Here is a 22,460-nt window from a genome sequence, read left to right as displayed (position 1 = left end):
CTCCAGCTTCAACGCGGCGCGCGGCTTTGCGAGTAGGTGATCCTGATCTGCACCCAGGTGCCGAACTGTTCGCGCCCGCCGAGCCGGGCCGGACGCACGCGGAACTGCCAGGCGGCGGCCATGACCGCGCGGCCAAGCCCTGCGCCCTGCGGACTCTCGCCGAGCAGCACGCAATCCTCGACATAATAGCCCGCCACGGTCCTGCACGCGATCAGCGCCACGCCGGGGCTGGTGGCGGTGGAGAGATAGCCCGCCAGCTCCTGGTGCGTCGGCTCGCGATACCATTTGGCGGCGTAGAGCGGCTCGCCATTGGGCGCGGTGCCGATCGGCTGGCTGTCCATGCTGGAGCGCACCGGACCGCTGTCGGCCGGGCCATAATTGCGATTGGGATTGATCCGCGCGCCGATGGTGGGCGCGGGCTTGGGCGCGCTAGGGGCCGCCTGCGCGGGCGGGGGCGGCGGGGGCGCTGGCGCAGGGTTCGCGGTGATCGGCACGCGCGGCTGTTCGGGCAGATCGAGCGGGCTGGGCCGGTCGGGCACGGGCGGCACATCGACCGGCGGAGTGGTGCTGTCGGGCGGTGTTTCGGGCGCCTCTTCGGCCTCCGGTTCGGCGGCTTCGCTGTAATCGCTCGCAGCGAATTCGGTCACCGTCTCCTTGCCATCCTTGCGGCCCGCGATCCCGAAACTGAGGGTCAACAGCAGCAGCACCAGCAGCGCCTCGATCACGAGTGCGATGACGAGGCTCAGCGCCTTGCGCTGGCGCACACCGCTGAGCAGCGCAGCAAGGCCGCGCGGGGGCAGGTCCGCCAAAGCTGTGGTCTCGTCCGGTGGTGTCACGGCGCCCTTGTTCGCGCCGGGGGGGAGAGAACAGCCGGCCTCGGCGCGCCCCTTAACCTGTCATCAGCCGATAGGATAGCGCCTCGGCAATATGGGCGCGGCCGACAGTCTGTGCGCCGGCGAGATCGGCGATGGTGCGGGCGACCCTGAGCATGCGGGTATAGCCGCGCGCGGAGAGGCGCAGCTTCTCGGCCGCCTGCATCAAGAGCTTGCGCCCGGCTTCGTCGGGAGTGGCGTGCAGTTCCAGCCGCTCGCCCTCAAGCTCGGCATTGGAGCGCACGCCCCTGTCGGTCTGGAGCAGGCGGGCGGCAGCGACGCGGGCGGCGACTTCGGCGCTGCCCTCGGCCGGCGGGGGCAGGGCCATGTCGAGCGCGCTGACCGCGCCGACATGGACGTGGAGATCGATGCGGTCGAGCAAGGGGCCGGACAGCCGCGCCTGATAATCGCCGACGCAGCGCGGATACTTGTTGCAGTTCCTTGCCGGATCGCCCGCATAGCCACATCGGCAGGGGTTCATCGCCGCGACCAGCTGCACCCGCGCGGGGAAGGTGACATGGGCATTGGCGCCGGCAACATCGACTTGCCCCGTCTCCAGCGGCTGGCGCAGCGAATCGAGCACCGGGCGCTGGAATTCGGGCAATTCGTCGAGGAACAGCACGCCCAGATGCGCAAGGCTGACCTCGCCCGGGCGCACCTTGAGCCCGCCGCCTGTGAGCGCGGCCATGCTGGCCGAATGGTGGGGGGCGCGGAAGGGGCGCGCGCGGCTGATTCTCCCGCCTTCCAGCGTCCCGGCGACCGATTGCACCATCGACACTTCGAGCGCCTCGGGCGGGGTCAGATCGGGGAGGATTCCGGGCAGGCAGCTTGCCAGCAGGCTCTTGCCCGAACCCGGCGGGCCGACCATCAGCAGGTTGTGACCGCCGGCGGCCGCGATTTCGAGCGCGCGCTTGGCGGTTTCCTGCCCTTTCACCTGCTTCAGATCATTGCCCGATGCCGCTTCGGCCACGCCGCCGCGCGGAGGTTCGCTGAGCACCAGCGAGCCCTTCAGATGCCCCAGCAGGCTGACCAGATCGCGCGGGGCAAGCACCGGAACGCCGCTCGCCCAGCGCGCTTCGGGGCCTTGCTCTGCGGGGCAGATCAGGCCGGTGCCCACTTCGCTGGCATGGATCGCCGCGATCAGCACCCCGGGGCTGGCGACCACGCGGCCATCGAGCGCGAGTTCGCCCACCGCGATCCAGTCGCCCAGCTGCTCGGCATCGGTCACGTTCATTGCGGCCAGCAGCGCGAGCGCGATCGGCAGGTCGTAATGCGAGCCGTCCTTGGGCAGGTCTGCGGGCGAGAGGTTAATGGTGATCCGCTTGGGCGGGAGCGCCAGACCCATCGCGGCGAGCGCCGATTGCACCCGCTCGCGGCTCTCGCTCACCGCCTTGTCGGGCAGGCCGACCACGGTGAAGCGCGGCATGCCGGGAGCGACCTGGCACTGCACCTCGACGCTGCGTGCCTCCAGCCCGAGATAGGCAACGGTTCTGACCAGTGCGACCATCTGCACCCCCCACATCCGATCCCGATAGCGATTGTGCAGGGTTAAGAGACACTTGTCGAGCACCTTGGGGCAGACGCTAAGGGTTTTTTAAAGCATAAATCTTGGCGATTTCGGAAGGCGTGCGGGCCGATTGTGGCAGGCATGAAACGCGCCCTGTCCCTTCTGCTTGCCGCGCTCGCGCTGGTGCTGCCCGGTCTCCCGGCGCTGGCGCAGGCGACCGGCAGTATGGGCGGCTACCCGGCGGGCCATTCGGGCGCGCGGGTGGTGGCCAAGGTCACCTGGGTCGAGGAATGGGACCCCGCCAGCCAGCAATGGGTGCGCGTCGAGGACAGCCCGGCCAGCATCGCGCCTGCCGCCTACGAGTCCGCGGTTCACGCGCCTGTCGCCTCATCCACCACCGTCTCCGTGGTGGGCGGGGCGACAGTGACCGAAACCGTGATCGAAGAGCCGGTGCGCTTCATCACCCGTCCTGCCGCACTTGTGGCGGGGATGGGGCCGGGGATGGGGGGCGATTCGCAATTCGGCCCGTTCCGCGTGCTGGATGGCAAGCGCGCAGCATTGGTCGGCGCGACCGACGTGACGAGCCCGGCGGCCTTCCGTGCGATGATGGCGGCCTATCCGGGGCTGGAGGTGATCGAGTTCCTCGACGCGCCGGGCACCAGCAACGACATCGCGAATCTCGCTCTGGGCCGGGCGATCCGGGCGGCGGGCCTTGCGACCCATGTGCCCGATGGCGGATCGGCGCGCTCGGGTGCGGTGGAGCTGTTTCTGGCCGGCACCCGCCGCACGGTGGACGCAGGCGCGCTGTTTGCGGTCCATTCGTGGCGCGATGCGCTGGGGCGCGAGCCCGATGATTTCGGCCCCGACGCCCCGGAAAACCGGCTCTATCTCGATTACTATGCCGAGATGGGCATGACGGCCGATGAGGCGCGGGCCTTCTATGCCATGACCAATTCGGTCCCGCACGAGCGGGCGCTGTGGCTGCGTGGCAGTGACATGGCGCAATGGATCGCGCCCGAAGGCGATGCGGCGCGGGAGCGGGTCATCGATGCTTCGCTTGCAGGCGCGCTGCGGCAGGCGCTGCTGCGTTCGGGCAATGTCCTGGCAGAGGCCCTGAAGGCTGCGCCCTGGCGCGCGCCGACGGCGTCTGCGGCGGCACCGCGTCTGGCCTATGCCGACACGGGCGCGGGTTTGCTTGACTCGCCCACCGCTTTCCCATAACGGCCCCGGTCTGTCTTGCGGCTCGCCTTGCGGCGGCCCCGGCCCGTTTGCCGGTCAGCTTTTCGAGGATGATATGAAGCGTACGTTCCAGCCCAGCAATCTCGTGCGTGCCCGTCGCCACGGTTTCTTCGCCCGCAAGGCGACCCCGGGTGGCCGCAAGGTGCTCCGCGCCCGCCGCAACCGCGGCCGCAAGAAGCTCTGCGCGTGATTTTTGGCGCACCCGCCTCCGCGGGTGCGACTTCCTCGCTCACGGGACCTGAAGGTCCCGTCGCTGCGGGCGGCCGGTCGGCCTTGCGGGTCCCCCATCGGGGACCCGATTGCGTTTCCGACCTTGCTGGATAGAATTCCTCGGACCGCATCTGCGGTCCGCAAGCGCGACTGCGCGCCGCGGCTTATGCCGCGAAAGCCAAGGCGGACGGATGTCCGCCGCCCGGCGTTTGAGGGCGCAAACAAATGACTCAGGCGGCCAGCTCCAATTCTCCGTTAAAGACGCTCACCAAGCGCGCCGATTTTCTCAGCGCCAATTCGGGGCTGCGCAATGCGCGCGCCGGGTTTGTGCTGCTGACCCGCCCGAACGAGGGGCAGGGCATCCGCTTCGGGATCACCGTCACCAAGAAGATCGGCAACGCGGTGGTGCGCAATCGCATGAAGCGGCGCTTCCGCGAATTGCTTCGGGCGGCCTTGCCCGCGCAGGGCCTGCCGGACCACGACCATGTGCTGATCGGCCGTGCCGGCGGGATCGAGCGCGATTTCCACCTGATGGCCGAAGAGCTTTCCAAAGCTCTCGCACGCGCGGCACAAGGACAGAGCGATCCATCGGGCGGGCGCCGTCCGCGAAAGGGGAACCGCCGCAAGTGAAGCAGGTCCTGATCCTTATCGCGCGCGGCTGGCAGCTCGGCCCTTCGCGCCTTCTGCCGCCCACCTGCCGCTATGCACCATCGTGCAGCGAATATGCCATTCAGGCGATCGGCAAGTATGGCGCTCTCAAGGGTGGATGGATGGCGTTTAAGCGGCTAATGCGCTGCCACCCATGGGGCGGTCATGGCCATGATCCGGTGCCCTAGGGTTTAAACGGACCGTTCTAATCCTATAATACACCTGACGTCGCATTCTCGGGATACAGACTTGGACAATCGCAATCTTCTGCTCGCTGTCGTGCTTTCGGGCCTGCTCATTCTGGGCTGGGATCTGGGCATGCGCTATTTCTATCCCGAGGCCGATGCGGCGGTGACGGCGACAGCCGCAAAGCCGGCCGCAGCTGCCAGCGGCGCCGCAGCGACGGCGCCCGCGGCAGGGACCGGCGATCTCGGTGCCGATGCAGCGACGCGCAAGGTCGATTTGAAGGCCGCGCTCGCCAGCGGCAGCCGCGTCGCGATCGATACCCCGCGCATCGCCGGGTCGATCAACCTCGTCGGCGCGCGCGTCGATGACATCGTGCTCAAGGATTACCGCGAGACGGTGAAGAAGAATTCCGGCCCGGTCCGCCTGTTCGCGCCGGAAGGCACGCCGGGCCAGTATTTCGCCGAGTTCGGCTTTGTCGCAGGCGGCGTGCGCCAGCCCTCCAATCTGGTGTGGCAGGCCGATGGCGCCAAGCTGACGCCCGAGACCCCTGTCACTCTGAGCCGCACCGATGCCGCGGGGGTCACCTATCGGATCCGCTTCGCGATCGACAAGAATTACATGATCACCGCCGAGCAGACCGCCAGCAATGCCGGCCCGGCTGCTGCGGTCATCCAGCCTTTCGCGCTGATCAAGCGCACCAGCAAGAACGCCACGCTCGATCAGTTTGTTGCCCATGCCGGGCCGGTCGGGGTGTTCGGCGGGACGCTGTGGGACCCCCATTCCTATGACGAGCTGGCCGAGCTGGGCGGCGAACAGCCCGAGGGCGCGGCCAGCTGGCTCGGCTTTACCGACCAGTACTGGCTTGGCGCGCTGGTGCCCGGCAAGGGCACGACCGACAGCGCCGGATTCCGTTCGCTGGGTGACACGCTGTTCCGCACCGATCTGCTCTACGCCGCCGCCACCGTGCCGGCCGGGGGCAAGCTGACCCAGCAGACCCGGCTCTATGCCGGCGCCAAGGACAGCCGCATCCTCGACCAGTACGAAGACAGCGGCATCACCTATTTCGGCAAGGCGATCAGCTGGGGCTGGTTCGAAATCATCGAAAAGCCGATCCTGTGGCTGTTGCGCACGCTCAACGGGGCGGTCGGCAATTTCGGGGTGGCGATCATCCTGCTCACCGTCATCATCCGCGGCATGATGTTCCCGATCGCGCAGAAGCAGTTCGCTTCGATGGCGGCGATGAAGGCCGTGCAGCCGAAGATGAAGGAGATCCAGGAGCGCTTCAAGGACGACAAGCAGCGCCAGCAGCAGGAGATCATGCAGCTCTACAAGGACGAGAAGGTGAACCCGCTCGCGGGCTGTCTGCCGCTCGTCCTCCAGATCCCGATCTTCTTTGCGCTCTACAAGGTGCTGGTGCTGGCGATCGAGATGCGCCACGAGCCCTTCATCCTGTGGATCCGCGACCTTTCGGCCCCCGATCCGGCGCATATCCTCAACCTGTTCGGCCTCTTGCCCTTTGCCGTGCCCGAAGCGAGCTTCCTTGCCATCGGGCCGCTCGCGGTGCTGCTGGGCATCACCATGTGGCTGACCTTCAAGCTCAACCCGACCGCGACCGACCCGGTGCAGGCGCAGATGTTCGCGATCATGCCGTGGATCCTGATGTTCGTGATGGCGCCCTTTGCTGCGGGTCTGCTGCTCTACTGGGTGACCTCGAACCTGCTCACTCTGGCGCAGCAGAGCTATCTCTATTCCAAGCACCCGCAATTGAAGGCGGCGGCGGCGAAGGAGAAGGCCGCCAAGGCCTAGGACGATGACCGATCCAGACATCCAGGCAGCCGCAGAGGAAGCCGCATCGAAGCTCTTTTCCGGGCCGGTCGACTTCCTGCGTTCCGCGCCGCAGCTGCAATTCCTGCCCGAGCCGCTGGTGCCGGAGATCGCCTTCTGCGGGCGCTCGAACGTGGGCAAGTCCTCGCTGCTCAACGCGCTGACGGGGCGCAAGGCGATCGCGCGCGCATCGGTGACGCCCGGGCGCACGCAGGAGCTCAATTTCTTCGATGTCGGGCGGCCTCAGGACGAGGGCGCGCTACCGCTGTTCCGCTTGGTCGACATGCCGGGCTATGGCTTTGCCAAGGCGCCGGTGAAGGTGGTCGAGAAGTGGAAGGCGCTGGTCAACTCATACCTGCGCGGGCGGCAGGTGCTGGCCCGCACACTGGTGCTGGTCGACAGCCGCCACGGCATCAAGGAGGTTGACCGCGAGATGATGACGATGCTGGACAAGGCCGCCGCTTCCTACCGCATCGTCCTCACCAAGACCGACAAGATCAAGGCGAGCGAGCTGGCGGTGGTGGCTGAAAAGACCGCAGCCGAAGCCAAGAAGCATGTCGCCGCGCACCCCGAAATCCACCTTACCAGCAGCGAGAAGGGCATGGGCATCGAGCGCTTGCGCGCTGCCGTGGTGACTGATGCCCTAGGCGAGGGCTGGGCGGGCTGAGGCAGCCCCGCCTGCCTGCCTATTCCTTCGACCGGCGATAGCCTGCCGCGAGCGCTGCACTTTCGGTGCAGAACAGGGCTTCGGGGCGGGTCGCTTCGTAATATTTCTGGCCGGGCAGGTGGTAGATCCACTCGCCCCGGCGGCTGTGATTGCCCTTGATCGCGCAGCCCAGCGCATTGGTGAAGCGCTGCTCGCGCCCCGCGCCCGAGCGGCTGGCCGCAGGGGCGACGCGCGCAGGCTCTGCCCGAGCGACGCGCGCGGGGGCAGCAGAGCGCGGGTTGGCGCGGCGCCAATCGGCAGGGTGCTGGAACTCGCCCGCCCATAGGCCGTGCGCATATTGCCGGGCGATGGCACTGACGGCGGCGTAGTCCTCCGGCGCATCGCTGCTGGGCACAGCCATCCCGCGCCGCACCATCTCGCGCCCGATATCGAACACTGCATTCTGGCAGGTAGCCAGCGTGCGGCCATAGACATCCGTCCCCGTCGCCGTGCAGGTGACATGGCCGTTGGCGATGATCTCGCCGAGGGCAGTGGTCGCCTCGGTCCCGCAGGCCCAGGCTTGTCCGCCGCGCGAGCACGACTGTCCACGTTCGGGCGCGTCGATCCCGAGGATGCGAATGCGGGTGCCGGTCATGTCGATGGTGTCGCCATCGATGACGGTGGCTGGCCCGGTGATGATGTTCGCCTTCGCAGGGGCGCAGACGAACGCCGAGAAGGCCGCAAGCGCGGCGAGGACAGAGGTCTTGTGCATGATCCCGTTCTAGAATCACGACGTTAAGCGAATGTCACTCCCGGCCTTGCCCCTATCACTTCCACCGCTGGGGAAATCTGCGCGGGGCTGGCACTTTTGCATCCGGAGAACAGCACGCAGGGAGAGCGGGGATATGGCAGGCGCACTGGCCGGAAAGGCCGCAATCGTGACCGGCGCGGCACGCGGACAGGGACGGGCGATTGCGCTCGCGCTGGCCGAGGCGGGGGCGGACGTGGCGATCTGCGATGTCGGCGATGCGGCGATGCCGACAGTCGGCTACGCGCTGGGCGGCGCGCTCGACGAGGTGGTCCGCGCGATCGAGGCCCACGGGGTCAGGGCGCTGGCGATGGCCTGCGATGTGCGGGATACCGCGCAGGTCGATGCCTTTGTCGCAGGCGCGCTGGCGGCGTTCGGACGGCTCGACATTCTCGTCAACAATGCGGGCATCCTGACCGGCGGCAAGCCTGCGCATGAACTCGACGAGGCGACCTGGGCCACGATGATCGACATCAACCTCACAGGCGCTTGGCGCATGGTGCGCGCGGTGGTGCCCCATATGATCGCGCGCGGGGAAGGCGGGCGGATTGTCCATGTCGCTTCGGTCGCGGGCCATGTCGGCACGCCCGGCTATGCCCATTACTGTGCTTCCAAGCACGGGATGATGGGACTTACCCGGGCGATGGCGGGGGAGCTTGCCCCGCACCAGATCACCGTCAACGCGCTGTGCCCGGGTCTCGTCGATACCGCGATGGTGAGCCACGCGACCGACGAGGTGGCGGCGGCACACGGGCTTTCGGTGGAAGAAGCCTACGAGCTGCAACTCACCCCGCATCTCATCAAGGAGAAGATCAGCTCCGAACAATCGGCGGCTGCGGTGATGTATCTGGTGAGCGAGGCGGCGCGGGTGGTGACGGGATCGGCCCTGATGATCGATGCCGGCTGGTCGGCCACGTGATTGACCCGATGCCCGAAGGGCTCCATCACACAGCCTGTCATGCCATGGTGATCTCGATGGGGGGAATGTGAAAGTCCTGCGCACTCCGGATGCGGCCTTTGCCGCGATCAGCGACTTTCCCTTCGCTCCGCATTACCGCGAGATCATCGATGCGAAGAGCGGGGCGCGCCTGCGCATCCATTTCATCGACGAAGGCCCGCGCGATGCCCCGGTGGTACTGATGATGCATGGCGAGCCTTCGTGGTCCTATCTCTATCGCCACATGATCGGCCCCGTGGTGGAGGCGGGCTTTCGCGTGATCGCCCCCGATCTTGTCGGCTTCGGCAAGTCCGACAAACCGGCGGCCAAATCGGACTATTCCTACGCCGCCCATGTCCGCTGGATGCGCCAGTGGCTGGAAGCGCTCGATCTGACGCGGATCACGCTCGCTTGTCAGGACTGGGGCTCGCTGGTGGGCCTCAGGCTGGTGGCCGAGATGCCCGAGCGCTTTTCGGGCGTGGTGCTCTCCAATGGCGGCTTGCCAGAAGGCGGCCCGGCGCCGCGCGCCTTTGCGATCTGGCGTGCCTTTTCGAAATGGAGCCCGCTCTTCCCGATCGGCAAGATCATCAGCAAGGGCACCAAGCGCGGTCTCGGTCCGCAAGAGATCGCTGCCTATGACGCGCCCTTCCCCGATGCCAGCTACAAGGCCGGGGCGCGCATCTTCCCGAGCTTCGTGCCGTTTGAAGGCAATGTCGCGGTGCCCGATCAGAAGCGCGCCTGGGAGGTGTTCGATCGCTGGGACAAGCCCTTCCTGTGCGCCTTCAGCGACGGCGATCCGATCACGCGCGGCGGGGAGAGCCGCTGGATCGGCCGGGTGCCGGGCACGGCGGGCCAACCGCATTGCACGCTTCGCGGCGGGCATTTCATTCAGGAGGACGACCCTGAAGGCTTCGTCGCCGCGATCCTTGCGGTGACGGGTTCAGCGCGGGGTTGAAAAGGGGCTAATATCGCTCGCGCCCGGGCGGGCGGCGGTGGCCTCGACAGTTTCGGCATACATCGCGCGGATCACCGGCAGATCGGGATAGATCTCGGTCATGAAGCCCAAGAGCGGGCGGGTGTCGACATAGCAGATCCGGCGGCCCGCAAAGCCGAACTCGCTCACTACCGGATAGCCTTGCGCAACCAGATGATCGCGCGTGCCCTCGTAATCGGCGGCGAAGGTGGCGCAGTGGTGCAGCACCGGCTGGCCGTCAGCGCGAAGCATCTCGTGAAAGGCGGAAGGCGCATCGGAGACGACCTCGATCACCTCGACGTTGATGGTGCCGGTCTGCACGAAGACGCCGCGGATGCGGATCGGGTCGGCAGGCGTGCCGCGATAGACATGGTCTGCCAGCACCCCCTCCGTGCCGCCGAGGAACGGCCCCCAGCCATAGGCGCGATTGAGTGCCTCGCAGCCTTCTTCGAGGCTCGGCACCAGAAAGGCCATCTGGACGAGGGTGACGGGCAGGATGCTCACGCGCGTGCATCCAGCCAAGCGCGCGATGTGCGCGCACATTCGCGGGCGCGTTCGGTCAGATCCGGGAAGTTGTCGCGCAGGGCGGCGGAGCGTTCCTCCACCGCCAGCGGCAGGTGCGCAGGCAGGGCTTCGACCATCGCGGCGAGCGGAAGGCCCCCGGTGCCCAGCGCCATGCGGCGGTTGATCGCATCGTCGATGATCGCATCGAAACTGGCAAGGTCAGGCCCCTGCGCGGGCGCATCGCAGGGCTGGCAATAGGACAGCCACTCGCGCGGGATGCTGGCGAGTTCCTCCGACGTCCCGCCCGAACGCGCCCAGTGCAGCGTATCGACCAGCAGCGCCTTGGCCTCGCCCTCGACAGCTTCGAGCACAGCGCGGGCCACGGCCAGCGTCTTTACCTCGGTGAAAATTCCGAATTCGAGATTGACCCTGACCCCGGTGCCCTTGGCCGCATCGACCATCGCCTGGAACTTGGCGGTGGTGGCGGCCATGTCGGGATCGCTGGAGACGCACAGGAGGTTCCTCGCGCCAAGCTCGGCAGCGATATGGACCAGCTCTGTGAGCCACGGATCGGGCGCGCCCGGCATGATCCACGCGACTTCGAGATCGAGCAGTTCCACACCCGCATCGCGCGCCTGTGCGCGAATGGCGCGCGTGGTGGCTGGGGTCCATGTCTCGCGCTCGGCCCACATGCCGCCGAAGTCGAAATCGGATGCGGCGGCGCATTCGACGAGCTGGGCGGGGGTGGCTTCCGGCATGATCCCGGCAGCGAGCGAGATCAGGCGGCGGGTCACAGCGTTTGGCCGTCGTCGAGCACGAAGTCCGTGCCGGTCACGAACTCCGAAGCGTCGGAGCACAGGAACAGGATCATCGCGTCCAGCCCCTCCTCGCCCATCAACCGGCGCTTGGGGAACTTCGCGATCTGCCGCTGGCCGCCATCGGTATCGAACCACGCGTCGTTGATCGCGGTGCGGATATAGCCGGGCGAGACGGTGTTGACGTTGATCCCGCTGCGCGCCCACTCGCGCGCCAAGGTGCGACCCGCCTGCACCACACCCGCCTTGGAGGCGGCATAGGCGACAAGACCGGGCGAAGGCTCGAAGGCGGTGATCGAGGCGATCAGCACGATCCGCCCCTTCGTGACCCCGTGGGCCATCATCCGCTTGGCGCCTTCGCGCGCGGTCAGGATTGCGCCCTTCAAATTGATCGCCAGCGTCTGCTCGATCTCTTCCTCGGAGATGGTGGTTGCCATCCCTGCGCCGTCCACCCCGGCATTCGCGATCACGGTGTCGATGGGGCCGAAAGCCGCTTCCGCCGCATCGAAACCGGCAATGATGTCGGCCTCGCGCGCGACATCCATCTGCACGGCTGCCGCCGCCGGTCCGATCTCGGCTGCGAGCGCTGCAAGCCGGTCCGCCCGCCGCGCGCCCAAGGCGACCTTTGCCCCGCTCGCGGCGAGAATGCGCCCGAAGCGCGTGCCCAGGCCCGAGGATGCACCGGTGACGAGCGCCTTGCGCCCGGTCAGTTCGAAGGAAAAGCCCATGGCGCCGTTCACTTTGCCGCGGGCAGTTCCCCGTTCACATATTTCATCAGCGTGGTCTGGAAATGGCGCACGCGGCTGTCCTGATAATGGCCCAGCTCCATCATCCCGTCCTTCATCGCCTTCATGCCTTCCTGCACATAGGGAAGGTTGGCCATGTCCTGATCGAACACCTGGGCCAGGCCTGCGCCCATCACGTCGGTCGCCCAGGCGAAGGGTTCGTCATCGGGGATCTTCGTCATCGCCACTGCTCGCGGGCGCGGCTCGCCCTTGGGGGTGGGAAACAGCAGGCGGATTTCCATCGTGCACCAGTCGGGCGTGTCGCCTGGCAGCCAGCGGTACACCAGTGTCGGCAGGAAGCCGATCCACGGCGAGAAATTGGGGAAGATGTTGTAGGTGAAGTTGTCGAGGATCTCGGTGTCCGAGGCGTCCGAGTAGTCATAGCCGTACTGTTCGGCAAAGCCCTTGCGGCCCGCATCGGCCAGCACCTTGCGTGCGCCGAGCGGATCGTCGGCGACATAATCTTCGGTGCCGCCGCTGGCATTGAAGCGGCGGTTGGTGCTGGCATCGCTGCCGCCCGAAAACTCGTTCATCTTTTCGAGAACGTAGTCCGAATTCTTGCCCTTCACGTGCGGGCTGAGCACGCCCGAAGGTGTGATCGCGCGATTGAAGTGATCGCCGATCAGATCGTAGCGGGTGTTGGCGTCGCCAAGGAAGGGCAGCAACTGCGGGTGGGTGGTGATCGAGTGCCAGGCTTCCATGAAGGCCTCGGCGGTCGCCTTCCAGTTGGCCGGAATGCGCTTGTGCACCCACATGCCGGTGTAGCGGTTCTCGAAATCATACTTCTCGTAATGCGAAGCCGCCGGGCCAAGCCAGGTCTTGAAATCGGGCAGGCTATGGTTCTCGGTGATCATCACGAAGCCCTGCCACAGCTCGACGCGCGCCTGCGGCAGTTCCATGTCCTTGCCTTCGAGGTGCTTGAAGTCCCACGAGCAGGGGATTTCCTTCAGCGAGCCGTCATTGCGCCAGGTGAAGCCGTGGAACGGGCAGCGCAGTTGCACCGACTGGCCGCCCTCGGTGCGCAGCTTGCGGCCGCGGTGGAGGCAGGCGTTGTAGAAGGCCTTCACCCCGCCGTCCTTCTGGCGGATCAGCAGGAAGCTCTTGCCGGCGATGTCGAACACCACGGTGTCGCCGGGATCGGGCATCTCGTCCTCGCGCGCGGCGAAGAGCCACACGTTGGGCCACATTGTCTCGCGCTCGAGACGGGCAAATTCTTCCGAGATATAGGGCGCGACCGAAAGCGGCTCGTCCCCCATTTCGATGGTGGTTTCCTCGAACAGGTAATCGGGCGGACGGCGGGTGTCGCCGTTGAGCATGTCGGTGTAGCTGATCCCCGGGCAGCGATCGGCGCGGGCAATATCCTTGATCTCGTTCATCGGGCTTTTCCGGTCCTCATCGGGGCGAACCCCGCCTCTCGTCCTCGCACTTTGTGCAGTGTCTTGAGGACAGAATATCACACAGCTTGGGACAGGGGTCACCCTATCGGATTGGAGAGGAAGATGGGCCTTTCGGGAAAGATCGCCGCGCTGGGCGACATCATGCAGCTGGCCTTCGTGCCGCAGGATTTCGACGCCGCGGTGAAGCACTGGACGCAGGTGATGGGAGTGGGCCCGTTTTACCTTATCGAGGGTATCCACCTCGACGGGATGAAGTATCGCGGCGAGCCGACCGATGCGGTGTTCGACCTCGCGCTGGCCTATTGGGGCGATTTGCAGATCGAGCTGATCCGCCCGCGCGACAATCACCCCTCCGTCTACACCGGCGAATACGGGGCGACCGGCAACGGCCTGCACCATGTGTGCATTCTGGTCGACGACATCGACCATGCGCGCAGCGTTTGCGAGGCCGAAGGCGCCGAGGTGATGATCGAGGGCACCTTTGGCACCAGCAAGGCGATCTATGTCGATGCCGGTGGCGGGCCGGGGACGCTGGTCGAGATTCTCCAGCAGGCCAAGGACGGGCCGGACCTGTTCGGGATGATCAAGGCGGCTGGCGTGGCCTGGGACGGCTCGGAGCCGCTCAGGAGGTTGGGCTAAATAGTTTCGTCATTGCGAGCGAAGCGAAGCAATCCATGGCCAGCTTCGCTTCCTCGCTCCCCTCCCGCAAGCGGGAGGGGATTAAGCGTCAATCAGACGCCCCCAGATACCCCAATTGCCCCGCCTTGAAGATCGTCTGCGCCCGGTTCACCGAGTCCAGCTTCTCGCCCGCGCGGTGGATGTGGTAGCGGATCGTGGCGTGCGACCGGTTGAGGATCATGCTGATCTCCTTGTCGGTCTTGCCGATCGCGGCCCAGCGCAGGCATTCGACTTCGCGCTTGGAGAGCACGCAGTCCGAAGGGATGCGCCGCTTGGTGCGGTTGGCCTGCACATAGCCCGCCACAAAGCGCCGAGCGAGCAGCGCCAGCAGCGTGCCGGATTCGGCGAATTCCTGCGACAGGTCTTCCTTCTGCCGATCGACGCTGGTGAAGCTGTTGGCTGAAATCTGTCCGAACGGCAGGTGCACCGGCACCACAATCGCGGCCTTGCAAAGAGCGCGGCGTTCAAAATCGGCGAGATCGATTTCATCCAGATAGTGGTTGCGCCAGCGGGTGTTGAACCCGTGGCGGTTGACCCAGAAGGGCTCGCTTTCATAGCGACAGGCGCGCGGCAGCGGCGAATGCAGCGCAAGGCGGTGATCTTCCCACCAGCGCACGCCATCATCCAGCCAGCGGAAAATATCGGCATTGAGGATCGTGCCATCGACATCGACCATAGGTTCCTTGGAAGAAATGTCGTCGCACACTCCGATCTGCATCCCGCGCTCCTTGGCTACGCGGGCGAGGTTGACTGCGGCATCGTGAATGTCTTCCAGGCAGGTGATGGTGACCGATTCGAGCAATTGGTCCAGCGATTCGCGACCTTGCGGCGTGCGCAACTCGACAACATTGGTAGCCATTATCCGGCTTGCTCCTCTCTTTGTTCTCCGAGTCGTGAGACTAGCGCAATTTTTGGCGATGTCCTCATTATTTACGTAGGGGAAAGAGATGGGCGCGGGGGCTAGCGAAAATGGCAAAGGGAGTGATGCGCAAATGACCTTCGCGGGTGCGAATTTCGGGATTGTTCTGAAGGCTCTGGCGGCGGCCATTCCGCCCGAACGCCCGGCGCTGGTGCATGGGGAGCGGGTGGTGGGCTGGGGCGAGCTCGACGCGCTGACCGACCGGATCGCGGCGGGCCTTGCCGCGCGTGGCCTCAAGCCCGGCGACATTGCCGGACAGATGCTGCGCAACACGCCCGATTACCTCCTAGCCTATTTCGGCTGCATCAAGGCGGGCGTGGTGCCGGTCAATGTGAACTACCACTACAAGACGCGCGAGCTGGCCGACATCTTTGTCCGCTTCGGGCTGAAGGCGCTGTTCACCGAAAGCGATTTTGTCGCGACCGCGCGCGAAGCCATGCCCCAAGGCACGCTGACAGTGGATGTGGGCGCGGCCGAGTGGGGCGAGCTGTGCGAGACACCCCTTCCGCCAAGCTTTGCCCTGCATGATGACGCACAAGCCCTGTTCCTCACCGCCACCGGCGGCACCACGGGGATGCCCAAGGCGGTGATGTGGCCGATGGATCAGGCTTGGGGCGCCTTCAGCATCGGGGTGTGGCAGCGCGGCCCGGGCACGCCGCCGCTCGTGACCGGCTCGCTGGAGGAGCAGGTGGCCGCCGCGCTCCACAATGGCCCGGACAATCCGGCCAGCAATTCGCCGCTGCTGCTGCTGTCCCCGCTGATGCACGGAGCGGGGCAGTTCACCGGGGTGATCCAGATCCTGAAGGGCGGCACGCTGGCATTGCTCCCCGCGCCCAAGTTCGACGCCGATACCGCGCTCGACGAGATCAAGCGCATCGGCGCACGCGGGGTATTCATCGTTGGCGATGCCTTCGCCCTGCCGCTGGCCGACCGGCTCGATGCGCGGGGCGATGGGGGCGAGGTGCTGGCGAGCCTGCGCAGCATTACCTCCTCAGGCGCGGTGTTCTCGCCCGTATTGAAGCAGCGTCTGATCGCGCATCACCCCTCGCTGATGATCGTCGATGCGCTTGGCTCCTCGGAAAGCTCGGGCACCGGCATCGTCATCACCACCGCGGCGGGCAGCAGCGGCGGGGGCAAGTTCCAGCCGCTACCCGGCCCGGGCCGCGAGACCCGGCTGTTCGACGAAAACTTCCGCGAAATCCCGCCCGGCAGCGATGGTGTGGGCATTGTCGCGCGCACCGGCCCGCTGCCGCTGGGCTATCTCGGCGAGGACGAAAAGAACGCGCAGACCTTCCCCGTGATTGGCGGCAAGCGCTGGCTGATGACCGGCGACCGCGCGCGCTGGGCGGCGGACGGGACGCTCGAATTCATCGGCCGTGACAACATGTGCATCAACACCGGCGGCGAGAAGGTCTTCCCCGAAGAGGTCGAGGCGGTGCTGCTCGAACATCCCGGCGTCAAGGACGTGCGGGTGGTCAGCCTTCCCGATCCGCGCTTCGGGCGCAAGGTGGTGGCGGTGGTGCAGGGCGATGGCGCGCTCGACGAGGCGGCGCTGGATGCCTGCGCGCGCGAGGGATTGGCGGGCTACAAGATCCCGCGGCTCTATGTCTTCACGCAAGGCTCGCTGCGGCTCAACAACGGCAAGCCCGATTACAAGACCGCGCAGGCACTGGCGGACGCGGCGGAAAGCTAGGCTATTTCGCGAAGAGCTTACCGATATCGGCGAAGGCCTTGAATTCGAGCGCATTGCCGGCCGGATCGCGCAGGAACATGGTCGCCTGTTCACCTGGCTGGCCCTTGAAGCGGATGGTCGGCTCGATCACGAAGGGCGTGCCCGCCGCGCGCAGGCGGTCGGCCAACGCCTCCCATTCGGCCATGGACAGCACGAGGCCGAAATGCGGCACCGGCACACCGTGGCCATCGACATGGTTGCTCGCGCGGTCGCCGGCCTGCCCCGGCGCGAGGTGGGCGACGATCTGGTGGCCATGGAAGTCGAAATCGATCCACTCGTCGGACGAACGCCCCTCCGCACAGCCCATCGCCTCGCCGTAGAAACGCCGAGCTGCGGCGAGATCATCGACCGGGAAGGCGAGGTGGAACGGGGGCAGGGACATGGGCGGCTCCTTGACGGGCTGGGGGCGGCTTCGTTCAGCCTCGACAGCACCAGTATGAATATCTAGGGCGAGCGGCAAGCAGTCTTGCAGGTGGAGCAGGCGACCCAATGAAACTCATCATCGGCAACAAGAACTATTCGAGCTGGTCCCTGCGCGGTTGGCTCGCGGTCAAGCAGTCGGGCCTCCATTTCGAGGAGCTCACCGTGCCGATCATGGGCGAGGAATGGGACCGGCTGAAGCAGGATATGGGCGAAGTGCAGCCCTCCAGCGGCAAGGTGCCGATCCTGTGGGATGGCGACGCCGTGGTGTGGGATAGCCTCGCGATCATGGAATACCTTGCCGACAAGGTCGGGCGCGAGCGGTTCTGGCCAAAGGATGACGCTGCGCGCGCGATGGCCCGCGCCATGGTGGCGGAGATGCATTCCTCCTACCAGTCCCTGCGCAAGGAACTGCCGATGAACATCCGCCGCCGCGTGCCGTTGGACGGTGTGAGCGAGCAGACCCGCCACGATATCGTGCGCATTCTCGGGCTGTGGGCCGAAGCGCGGGCGCGCCATGGCAGCGCGGGCCCCTATCTGTTCGGCACCTTCGGCGCGGCGGACATCTTCTACGCGCCGATTGTCACCCGCTTCGTCACCTACGGGGTCGGCGTGCCGGGCTTCGCGCAAGCCTATATGCAGGCGATCCTCGAGCACGAATGGATGCGCGAATGGGCAGGCGCGGCCGAGGAAGAGCAGTGGGTGATTGAACAATACGAGGTGCCCGCGTGATACGTGCGCTTCTTGCCGCGTTTGCCGCTCTGCTGGCGCTGCTGCCAGCGCCGGTGCTGGCGTGGGGCGACTACGCCCACCGCCAGACCGCGCGGGTGGCCGAGGCCAATGTCTCGCCGCAGGTGCGCGCCAGGGTGCGCGCACTGCTCGCCCGCGAGAAGGATCTCGGCACCCCCCGATGCCCTTTGACGACGCTGGAGGGCGCTTCGGTCTGGGCCGATTGCGTGCGCTCGGAAGGCTGGCGCTGGGGCTATACTGCCGCGTGGCATTATCGCACCGCGCCGATTTGCGAGGCCTTCAATGCGCGCGGTAACTGCCCGGGCGGCAATTGCGTCACCGCGCAGATCGCCCGCGCACATCGTATCCTTGCCGACGAGCGTCTGCCTGCGCCTGTGCGACTGGAAGCGCTGGCCTTCATGGTCCACTTTGCGGGCGACGTGCACATGCCGCTCCATTCGGGCGACAACGAGGATCGCGGCGGCAATGATCGTGAGGCCGATTACGGGATCAAGCCCGGCCTCAACCTCCATTCGATCTGGGACGGGCCGCTGGCCGAGCGCGCGATCAGCGATCCTGCGGATCCGGTGGTGCGCCGCTATTCGGCGGCCGAGCGCGCGGACCTTTCCGGCGGCAAGCCCGACGACTGGGGTCGCGAAAGCTGGGAGATTGCGAGGAGCTTCGTCTACCCCACCGCCTTCGACAGCGACAATGTTTGCGCTGCGCCGCTGCCGGAAAAGACCGCGCTGTCGCAGGACGACATTGCCCGCGGTGTGCCGATTGCGCGGCGGCGGGTGGTGCAGGCGGGGCTTCGGATCGCCGATCTGCTGGACAGTGCCTTCGCCCCCGGCCCGCTGGTGCCGGACGAACCCCGCCGCCGCAGAGAGTAGGGTGGCTTGCGCTTGCCCATGGGGCTGCTAACCCTTGCTGCGCCCATGGATGATGTTCTTGATCTTGCCCGCCGCCTGATTGCCGCCCCCAGCGTTACGCCCGCTTGCGGGCCGGTGTTCGACGCGCTCGAAGCGATGCTGGTGCCTCTGGGCTTTGCAGTGCACCGCTTCACGCGCGGCGATGGCCCGGAAGGCTCGGACGAGGCGCCGGTCGAAAACCTCTTCGCCGTTCGCACTGGCCCGGCAGGCTCGCGGCATTTCGCCTTTGCAGGCCACCTCGATGTCGTGCCGCCGGGGGAGGGCTGGGCCTCCGATCCCTTCGATCCGCAAGTGCGCGGCGAATTGCTGCACGGGCGCGGCGCGGTCGACATGAAGGGCGCGATTGCCGCAATGGTTGCAGCTGTCGCTGACGTTCCGGCCGAGGCGGGCACGATCAGCTTCATCATCACCGGCGACGAGGAAGGCCCCGCGCTCCACGGCACCCGCGCGCTGATCGATTTCATGCGCGCGAATGGCCACCAGCCCGATCTGTGTCTGGTGGGCGAGCCGACCTCGGTGCATCGCCTCGGCGACATGGTGAAGATCGGCCGCAGGGGCTCGGTCAATATCTTCATCACTGCCGAGGGCACGCAGGGCCACGTCGCCTATCCGCATCTGGCCGACAATCCGCTGCCGCGGCTGGTGGCGATCCTCGCCGAGCTCGACGCGCTCCAGCTCGATACCGGCACCGCGTGGTTCCAGCCATCGAACCTCGAAATCACCGACATCAATGTCGGCAACCGCGCCCACAACGTGATCCCCGCCGCCGGCAGCGCGCGCATCTCGATCCGCTTCAACGATCTGCACACGGGTCACAGCCTGTCCGAGCGGGTCATGGCGATTGCCGAAAAGCACGGCGGGAAAGCGCGGCCGGTGATTTCGGGCGAGCCTTTCATCACCGAGCCGGGCGCCTTTTCGGCGCTGGTGGCAACAGCGGTGGAGGCCGAGACCGGGATTGCGCCCGAACTCTCGACCACCGGCGGCACGTCGGACGCGCGCTTCCTGCGCGCCGTGTGTCCGGTGATCGAATTCGGGCTGTGCAACGCGACGATGCACAAGCGTGACGAGGCGGTGGCGATCCCCGATCTGGCGGTGCTCGCCCGGATCTATGCGCGGATTGCTGCTGCGGCGCTGGCACTGACGGACGAATAGGGCCGGCTCTCCGGCACAGAGAAAGAACGGGACATGGATCGCAAGCTTACCCTCTACATCCTCCTTGGCATGGTGCTGGGCGTGATTGTCGGCCAGACGCTCAACCAGATGGTGCCGGCCGAGGTGATCAAGGAATCGATCGCCCCGTGGTTCAAGCTGCTCTCCGACATCTTCCTCAATCTCATCAAGATGCTGGTGGCGCCTCTTGTGCTCTCGACTATCGTCGTCGGCATCGCCCATATGGGCGACAGCGCGGCGCTAGGGCGGATCGGTGTGAGAGCGCTCACATGGTTCATCACGGCCAGCCTCGTGTCGATCGGCCTCGGCCTCGTGATGGTCAATCTGTTCCAGCCCGGTGTGGGTGCGCCGATCCCCGATGTCGCCGAAGCCGCCGCTGCGGTGGGCGAGGTCAAGGAATTGAAGGCGACCGAGTTCATCCTGTCGATCTTCCCCAAGAACGCGGTCGATGCGCTGGCGACCAACAACATTCTCCAGATCCTCGTCTTCTCGATCTTCGCAGGCGTGGCCCTGTCGGCCATCGGCAAGCGCGGCGAGGCGCTGGTGAAGGGCGCCGATGCGCTGGCGGAAATGATGCTGCAGGTGACCGGCTACGTGATGCGCTATGCGCCGATCGCGGTGTTCGGCGCGCTCGCCAATGTCGTGTCAGCCAGCGGTCTGGCGATCCTCGGCACCTATCTGGAGCTGCTGATCGAGTTCTATTTCTCGCTGGTGCTGCTGTGGGTGATCCTGCTGTCTGCGGGGGCGGTGTTCCTCGGCGGACGCATATGGCTGCTGATCCGCTATATCCGTCAGCCGCTTATGATCGCTTTCTCGACAGCGTCTTCGGAAGCCGCGCTGCCCAAGCTGTTCGAGCAGCTCGACCGCTTCGGCGTGCCGCGTCGCATCTCGGGCTTCATGCTGCCGCTGGGCTATTCCTTCAATCTCGACGGCTCGATGATGTACATGAGCTTTGCGACGATCTTTATCGCGCAGGCTTACGGAATGGATCTCAGCATCGCGACGCAGGTGATGATCCTGCTGACGCTGATGATCTCGTCCAAGGGCATCGCCGCCGTGCCGCGCGCTTCGCTGGTGGTGATTACCGGCACGCTCGCCATGTTCGGCCTGCCGGTCGAGGGCGTGGCGATCATCCTGGCGATCGACCAGTTCCTCGACATGGGCCGCACCGCCACCAACGTGGTCGGCAATGCGGTGGCGACGGCGGTCATCACCAAGTGGGAAGGGATGCTGGAAGCGCCCGAGCCCGATTTTGTCGAGCACCCCCACGCCCCCGCCCACACCGCCGCCGATGGCCGCGCGGGGCTGGAACTGGATCAGAGCAACTTCGACAAGGAAGGGTGAAGGGTTTTCGCCCTTACTCCTTCGCTCCGCGATCATACTCCACCGGCACGAAGGCGCCGAGACTGCAGCCTGCGCCCTGCCGTGGCATCCCGCCGATATTCTGCAGGGTGTAGATGATCTGCGGCGAGCACAACTGGTCGATCGAGGTGTTGTAGGTGATCGCGCGGTCCATCCCGAGGCCGGGGCAATTGGACTTCAGGACGTTGCGATAGACCTTGCCGCCCTGCATCTCGAAATCGATCACGCGGTCGGAACGCACCACGGTGTTGCGTATCTGCGAGCGGTTGATGCAGCTCTGGGCCTCACCCGTCACCTTGACGGCCGGGGCGCCGGCGGTGGGATTGGCGTCGGTCGGGCGTTCCCGATCGCTCATGCAAGCGCCAAGCGTCATGGGGGCCAGCAGCACAAGTGCCAGCGCGGGAAGCGGGGTGCGGATAGCAGGTCGGATGGTCATGGCGTGGTTCCTCCACTGGCGATCATAGCATTTTCGCCTGCGTGCTTGAACCACGGCTTAATCTGCGGCGGCGGGCGCTTCGGCGCGTCCCTTGGGGGCTTCGAGCACTTTCTTGCGGAAGCTGCACAGGTCAGAAACCTTGCAGCGCCAGCACTCCGGCGTCCGCGCCTTGCAGACATAACGACCATGCAGGATCAGCCAGTGGTGGGCGTGGAGGCGAAAGGGCTGGGGCACGCGCTTTTCCAGCTTGGCTTCGACATGGTCCGGGGTCTTGCCCTTGGCCATGCCGGTGCGGTTGCCGACCCGGAAGATGTGCGTATCGACCGCAAAGGTCTCCTGCCCGAACCAGCAATTGAGCACGACATTGGCGGTCTTGCGACCGACACCGGGCAGGCGGACCAGATCCTCGCGGGTATCGGGCACCTCGCCGCCATATTCGTCCACCAGCAGCTGCGACAGCGCGATGACATTTTTGGCCTTGGAATTGAACAGCCCGATGGTCTTGATGTGCTCGCGCAGGCCCTCTTCCCCGAGATCGAGCATTTCCTGCGGGGTCTTCACCTTGGCGAACAGCGCGCGGGTGGCCTTGTTCACGCCGACATCGGTCGCCTGCGCCGACAGCGCCACGGCGACGACCAGCTGATAGGCATTGCCATATTCCAGCTCGGTCTGCGGCGCGGGGTCATCCTCCGCAAGCCGGCGGAAGAATTCGAAGATCTGGTCTCTGGTCATGT

The 22,460-nt window shown here is 66.2% G+C and carries 25 protein-coding genes; 14 read left to right on the top strand and 11 right to left on the bottom strand.

The genetic code is table 11. The annotated features are described in order from the left end of the window. Positions 1-8: 8 nt before the first annotated feature. The gene (locus RSE14_RS07690) at positions 9-836 is read right to left on the bottom strand and encodes a hypothetical protein (protein WP_324072403.1); all 828 of its coding nucleotides are present in this window, start codon (positions 834-836) and stop codon (positions 9-11) included. A gap of 52 nt (positions 837-888) precedes the next feature. Then, on the bottom strand, positions 889-2,379 hold the full coding sequence (locus tag RSE14_RS07685) for a YifB family Mg chelatase-like AAA ATPase (protein WP_324076872.1): 1,491 nt from the start codon (positions 2,377-2,379) through the stop codon (positions 889-891). Between the two features lie 141 nt (positions 2,380-2,520). Between RSE14_RS07685 and RSE14_RS07680 the strand changes: the two genes are divergently transcribed. The 6 genes from RSE14_RS07680 (at position 2,521) to yihA (ending at position 7,153) form a co-directional block, all read left to right on the top strand. Then, positions 2,521-3,600, top strand: a complete 1,080-nt coding sequence (locus RSE14_RS07680) for a hypothetical protein (RefSeq protein ID WP_324076788.1) — start codon at positions 2,521-2,523, stop codon at positions 3,598-3,600. 73 nt (positions 3,601-3,673) lie between these two features. Next, the gene (gene rpmH, locus RSE14_RS07675; RefSeq protein ID WP_036801591.1) at positions 3,674-3,808 is read left to right on the top strand and encodes a 50S ribosomal protein L34; all 135 of its coding nucleotides are present in this window, start codon (positions 3,674-3,676) and stop codon (positions 3,806-3,808) included. Between the two features lie 245 nt (positions 3,809-4,053). After that, complete coding sequence (gene rnpA, locus RSE14_RS07670) at positions 4,054-4,458, top strand: ribonuclease P protein component (RefSeq protein WP_324076785.1); 405 nt, start codon at positions 4,054-4,056, stop codon at positions 4,456-4,458. Beyond that, a complete protein-coding gene (gene yidD / locus RSE14_RS07665) occupies positions 4,455-4,664 on the top strand; it encodes a membrane protein insertion efficiency factor YidD (protein WP_324076784.1) in 210 nt (69 codons plus the stop codon). The genes rnpA and yidD overlap by 4 nt, the downstream gene beginning before the upstream one ends. A gap of 61 nt (positions 4,665-4,725) precedes the next feature. Next, entirely contained in the window at positions 4,726-6,468 is a 1,743-nt protein-coding gene (gene yidC, locus RSE14_RS07660) for a membrane protein insertase YidC (protein WP_324076781.1), read from the top strand. A 4-nt stretch (positions 6,469-6,472) separates the two neighbouring features. After that, positions 6,473-7,153: a ribosome biogenesis GTP-binding protein YihA/YsxC gene (gene yihA, locus RSE14_RS07655; RefSeq protein ID WP_324076780.1), complete on the top strand. Its 681-nt coding sequence runs from the start codon at positions 6,473-6,475 to the stop codon at positions 7,151-7,153. Between the two features lie 19 nt (positions 7,154-7,172). Here the strand turns inward: yihA and RSE14_RS07650 are convergent, their stop codons facing one another. Next, positions 7,173-7,904 carry a thermonuclease family protein gene (locus RSE14_RS07650; RefSeq protein WP_324076778.1) on the bottom strand — a complete coding sequence of 244 codons (732 nt, stop codon included), beginning with the start codon at positions 7,902-7,904 and terminating at the stop codon, positions 7,173-7,175. 133 nt (positions 7,905-8,037) lie between these two features. Here RSE14_RS07650 and RSE14_RS07645 point away from each other — a divergent pair, with 133 nt between their 5' ends. Then, on the top strand, positions 8,038-8,859 hold the full coding sequence (locus RSE14_RS07645; RefSeq protein ID WP_324076775.1) for an SDR family NAD(P)-dependent oxidoreductase: 822 nt from the start codon (positions 8,038-8,040) through the stop codon (positions 8,857-8,859). Positions 8,860-8,926: 67 nt separating this feature from the next. After that, positions 8,927-9,832 (top strand): haloalkane dehalogenase, encoded by a 906-nt coding sequence (locus RSE14_RS07640; protein WP_324076773.1) that lies wholly within the window; start codon positions 8,927-8,929, stop codon positions 9,830-9,832. Here RSE14_RS07640 and RSE14_RS07635 read toward each other — a convergent pair. The 4 genes from RSE14_RS07635 to RSE14_RS07620 are packed head-to-tail and all read right to left on the bottom strand — an operon-like array spanning position 9,818 to position 13,330. Further along, positions 9,818-10,354: a VOC family protein gene (locus RSE14_RS07635; RefSeq protein WP_324076770.1), complete on the bottom strand. Its 537-nt coding sequence runs from the start codon at positions 10,352-10,354 to the stop codon at positions 9,818-9,820. The two genes, RSE14_RS07640 and RSE14_RS07635, sit on opposite strands and share 15 nt — an antisense overlap. Further along, a complete protein-coding gene (locus RSE14_RS07630; RefSeq protein WP_324076768.1) occupies positions 10,351-11,148 on the bottom strand; it encodes a sugar phosphate isomerase/epimerase family protein in 798 nt (265 codons plus the stop codon). The genes RSE14_RS07635 and RSE14_RS07630 overlap by 4 nt, the downstream gene beginning before the upstream one ends. After that, on the bottom strand, positions 11,145-11,897 hold the full coding sequence (locus RSE14_RS07625) for an SDR family NAD(P)-dependent oxidoreductase (RefSeq protein ID WP_324076766.1): 753 nt from the start codon (positions 11,895-11,897) through the stop codon (positions 11,145-11,147). Before RSE14_RS07625 ends, RSE14_RS07630 begins: the two co-directional genes overlap by 4 nt. An 8-nt stretch (positions 11,898-11,905) precedes the next feature. Next, positions 11,906-13,330 (bottom strand): aromatic ring-hydroxylating oxygenase subunit alpha, encoded by a 1,425-nt coding sequence (locus RSE14_RS07620; protein ID WP_324076764.1) that lies wholly within the window; start codon positions 13,328-13,330, stop codon positions 11,906-11,908. A gap of 123 nt (positions 13,331-13,453) precedes the next feature. On the opposite strand from RSE14_RS07620, the gene RSE14_RS07615 reads away from it, so the two are divergent. Beyond that, on the top strand, positions 13,454-13,990 hold the full coding sequence (locus RSE14_RS07615; RefSeq protein ID WP_324076762.1) for a VOC family protein: 537 nt from the start codon (positions 13,454-13,456) through the stop codon (positions 13,988-13,990). Between the two features lie 88 nt (positions 13,991-14,078). Here the strand turns inward: RSE14_RS07615 and RSE14_RS07610 are convergent, their stop codons facing one another. Then, on the bottom strand, positions 14,079-14,888 hold the full coding sequence (locus tag RSE14_RS07610; RefSeq protein ID WP_324076760.1) for a helix-turn-helix transcriptional regulator: 810 nt from the start codon (positions 14,886-14,888) through the stop codon (positions 14,079-14,081). Positions 14,889-15,021: 133 nt separating this feature from the next. On the opposite strand from RSE14_RS07610, the gene RSE14_RS07605 reads away from it, so the two are divergent. Continuing rightward, on the top strand, positions 15,022-16,641 hold the full coding sequence (locus tag RSE14_RS07605; RefSeq protein ID WP_324076758.1) for an AMP-binding protein: 1,620 nt from the start codon (positions 15,022-15,024) through the stop codon (positions 16,639-16,641). A 1-nt stretch (position 16,642) separates the two neighbouring features. Here the strand turns inward: RSE14_RS07605 and RSE14_RS07600 are convergent, their stop codons facing one another. Further along, on the bottom strand, positions 16,643-17,062 hold the full coding sequence (locus RSE14_RS07600; RefSeq protein WP_324076756.1) for a VOC family protein: 420 nt from the start codon (positions 17,060-17,062) through the stop codon (positions 16,643-16,645). Between the two features lie 107 nt (positions 17,063-17,169). Between RSE14_RS07600 and RSE14_RS07595 the strand changes: the two genes are divergently transcribed. Genes RSE14_RS07595 through RSE14_RS07580 form a run of 4 tightly spaced genes read left to right on the top strand, consistent with a single transcriptional unit; the run spans position 17,170 to position 21,272 of the window. Further along, positions 17,170-17,832 carry a glutathione S-transferase family protein gene (locus RSE14_RS07595; protein WP_324076754.1) on the top strand — a complete coding sequence of 221 codons (663 nt, stop codon included), beginning with the start codon at positions 17,170-17,172 and terminating at the stop codon, positions 17,830-17,832. Beyond that, positions 17,832-18,719, top strand: a complete 888-nt coding sequence (locus RSE14_RS07590; protein WP_324076870.1) for a S1/P1 nuclease — start codon at positions 17,832-17,834, stop codon at positions 18,717-18,719. Before RSE14_RS07595 ends, RSE14_RS07590 begins: the two co-directional genes overlap by 1 nt. A 45-nt stretch (positions 18,720-18,764) precedes the next feature. Then, complete coding sequence (gene dapE / locus RSE14_RS07585; RefSeq protein WP_324076753.1) at positions 18,765-19,910, top strand: succinyl-diaminopimelate desuccinylase; 1,146 nt, start codon at positions 18,765-18,767, stop codon at positions 19,908-19,910. Between the two features lie 33 nt (positions 19,911-19,943). Beyond that, positions 19,944-21,272, top strand: a complete 1,329-nt coding sequence (locus tag RSE14_RS07580; RefSeq protein ID WP_324076752.1) for a dicarboxylate/amino acid:cation symporter — start codon at positions 19,944-19,946, stop codon at positions 21,270-21,272. A 13-nt stretch (positions 21,273-21,285) separates the two neighbouring features. Here the strand turns inward: RSE14_RS07580 and RSE14_RS07575 are convergent, their stop codons facing one another. Both RSE14_RS07575 and nth read right to left on the bottom strand, forming a co-directional pair. Further along, positions 21,286-21,726, bottom strand: a complete 441-nt coding sequence (locus RSE14_RS07575; protein ID WP_324076750.1) for a hypothetical protein — start codon at positions 21,724-21,726, stop codon at positions 21,286-21,288. A 57-nt stretch (positions 21,727-21,783) separates the two neighbouring features. Next, positions 21,784-22,458 carry an endonuclease III gene (gene nth / locus RSE14_RS07570; protein ID WP_324076749.1) on the bottom strand — a complete coding sequence of 225 codons (675 nt, stop codon included), beginning with the start codon at positions 22,456-22,458 and terminating at the stop codon, positions 21,784-21,786. Between the last annotated feature and the right edge of the window lie 2 nt (positions 22,459-22,460).

Origin of the sequence: Erythrobacter sp. (assembly GCF_035194505.1) — a bacterium.
Taxonomy (GTDB): Bacteria; Pseudomonadota; Alphaproteobacteria; order Sphingomonadales; family Sphingomonadaceae; genus Erythrobacter.
This window is presented reverse-complemented; position numbering and strand designations above follow the sequence as displayed.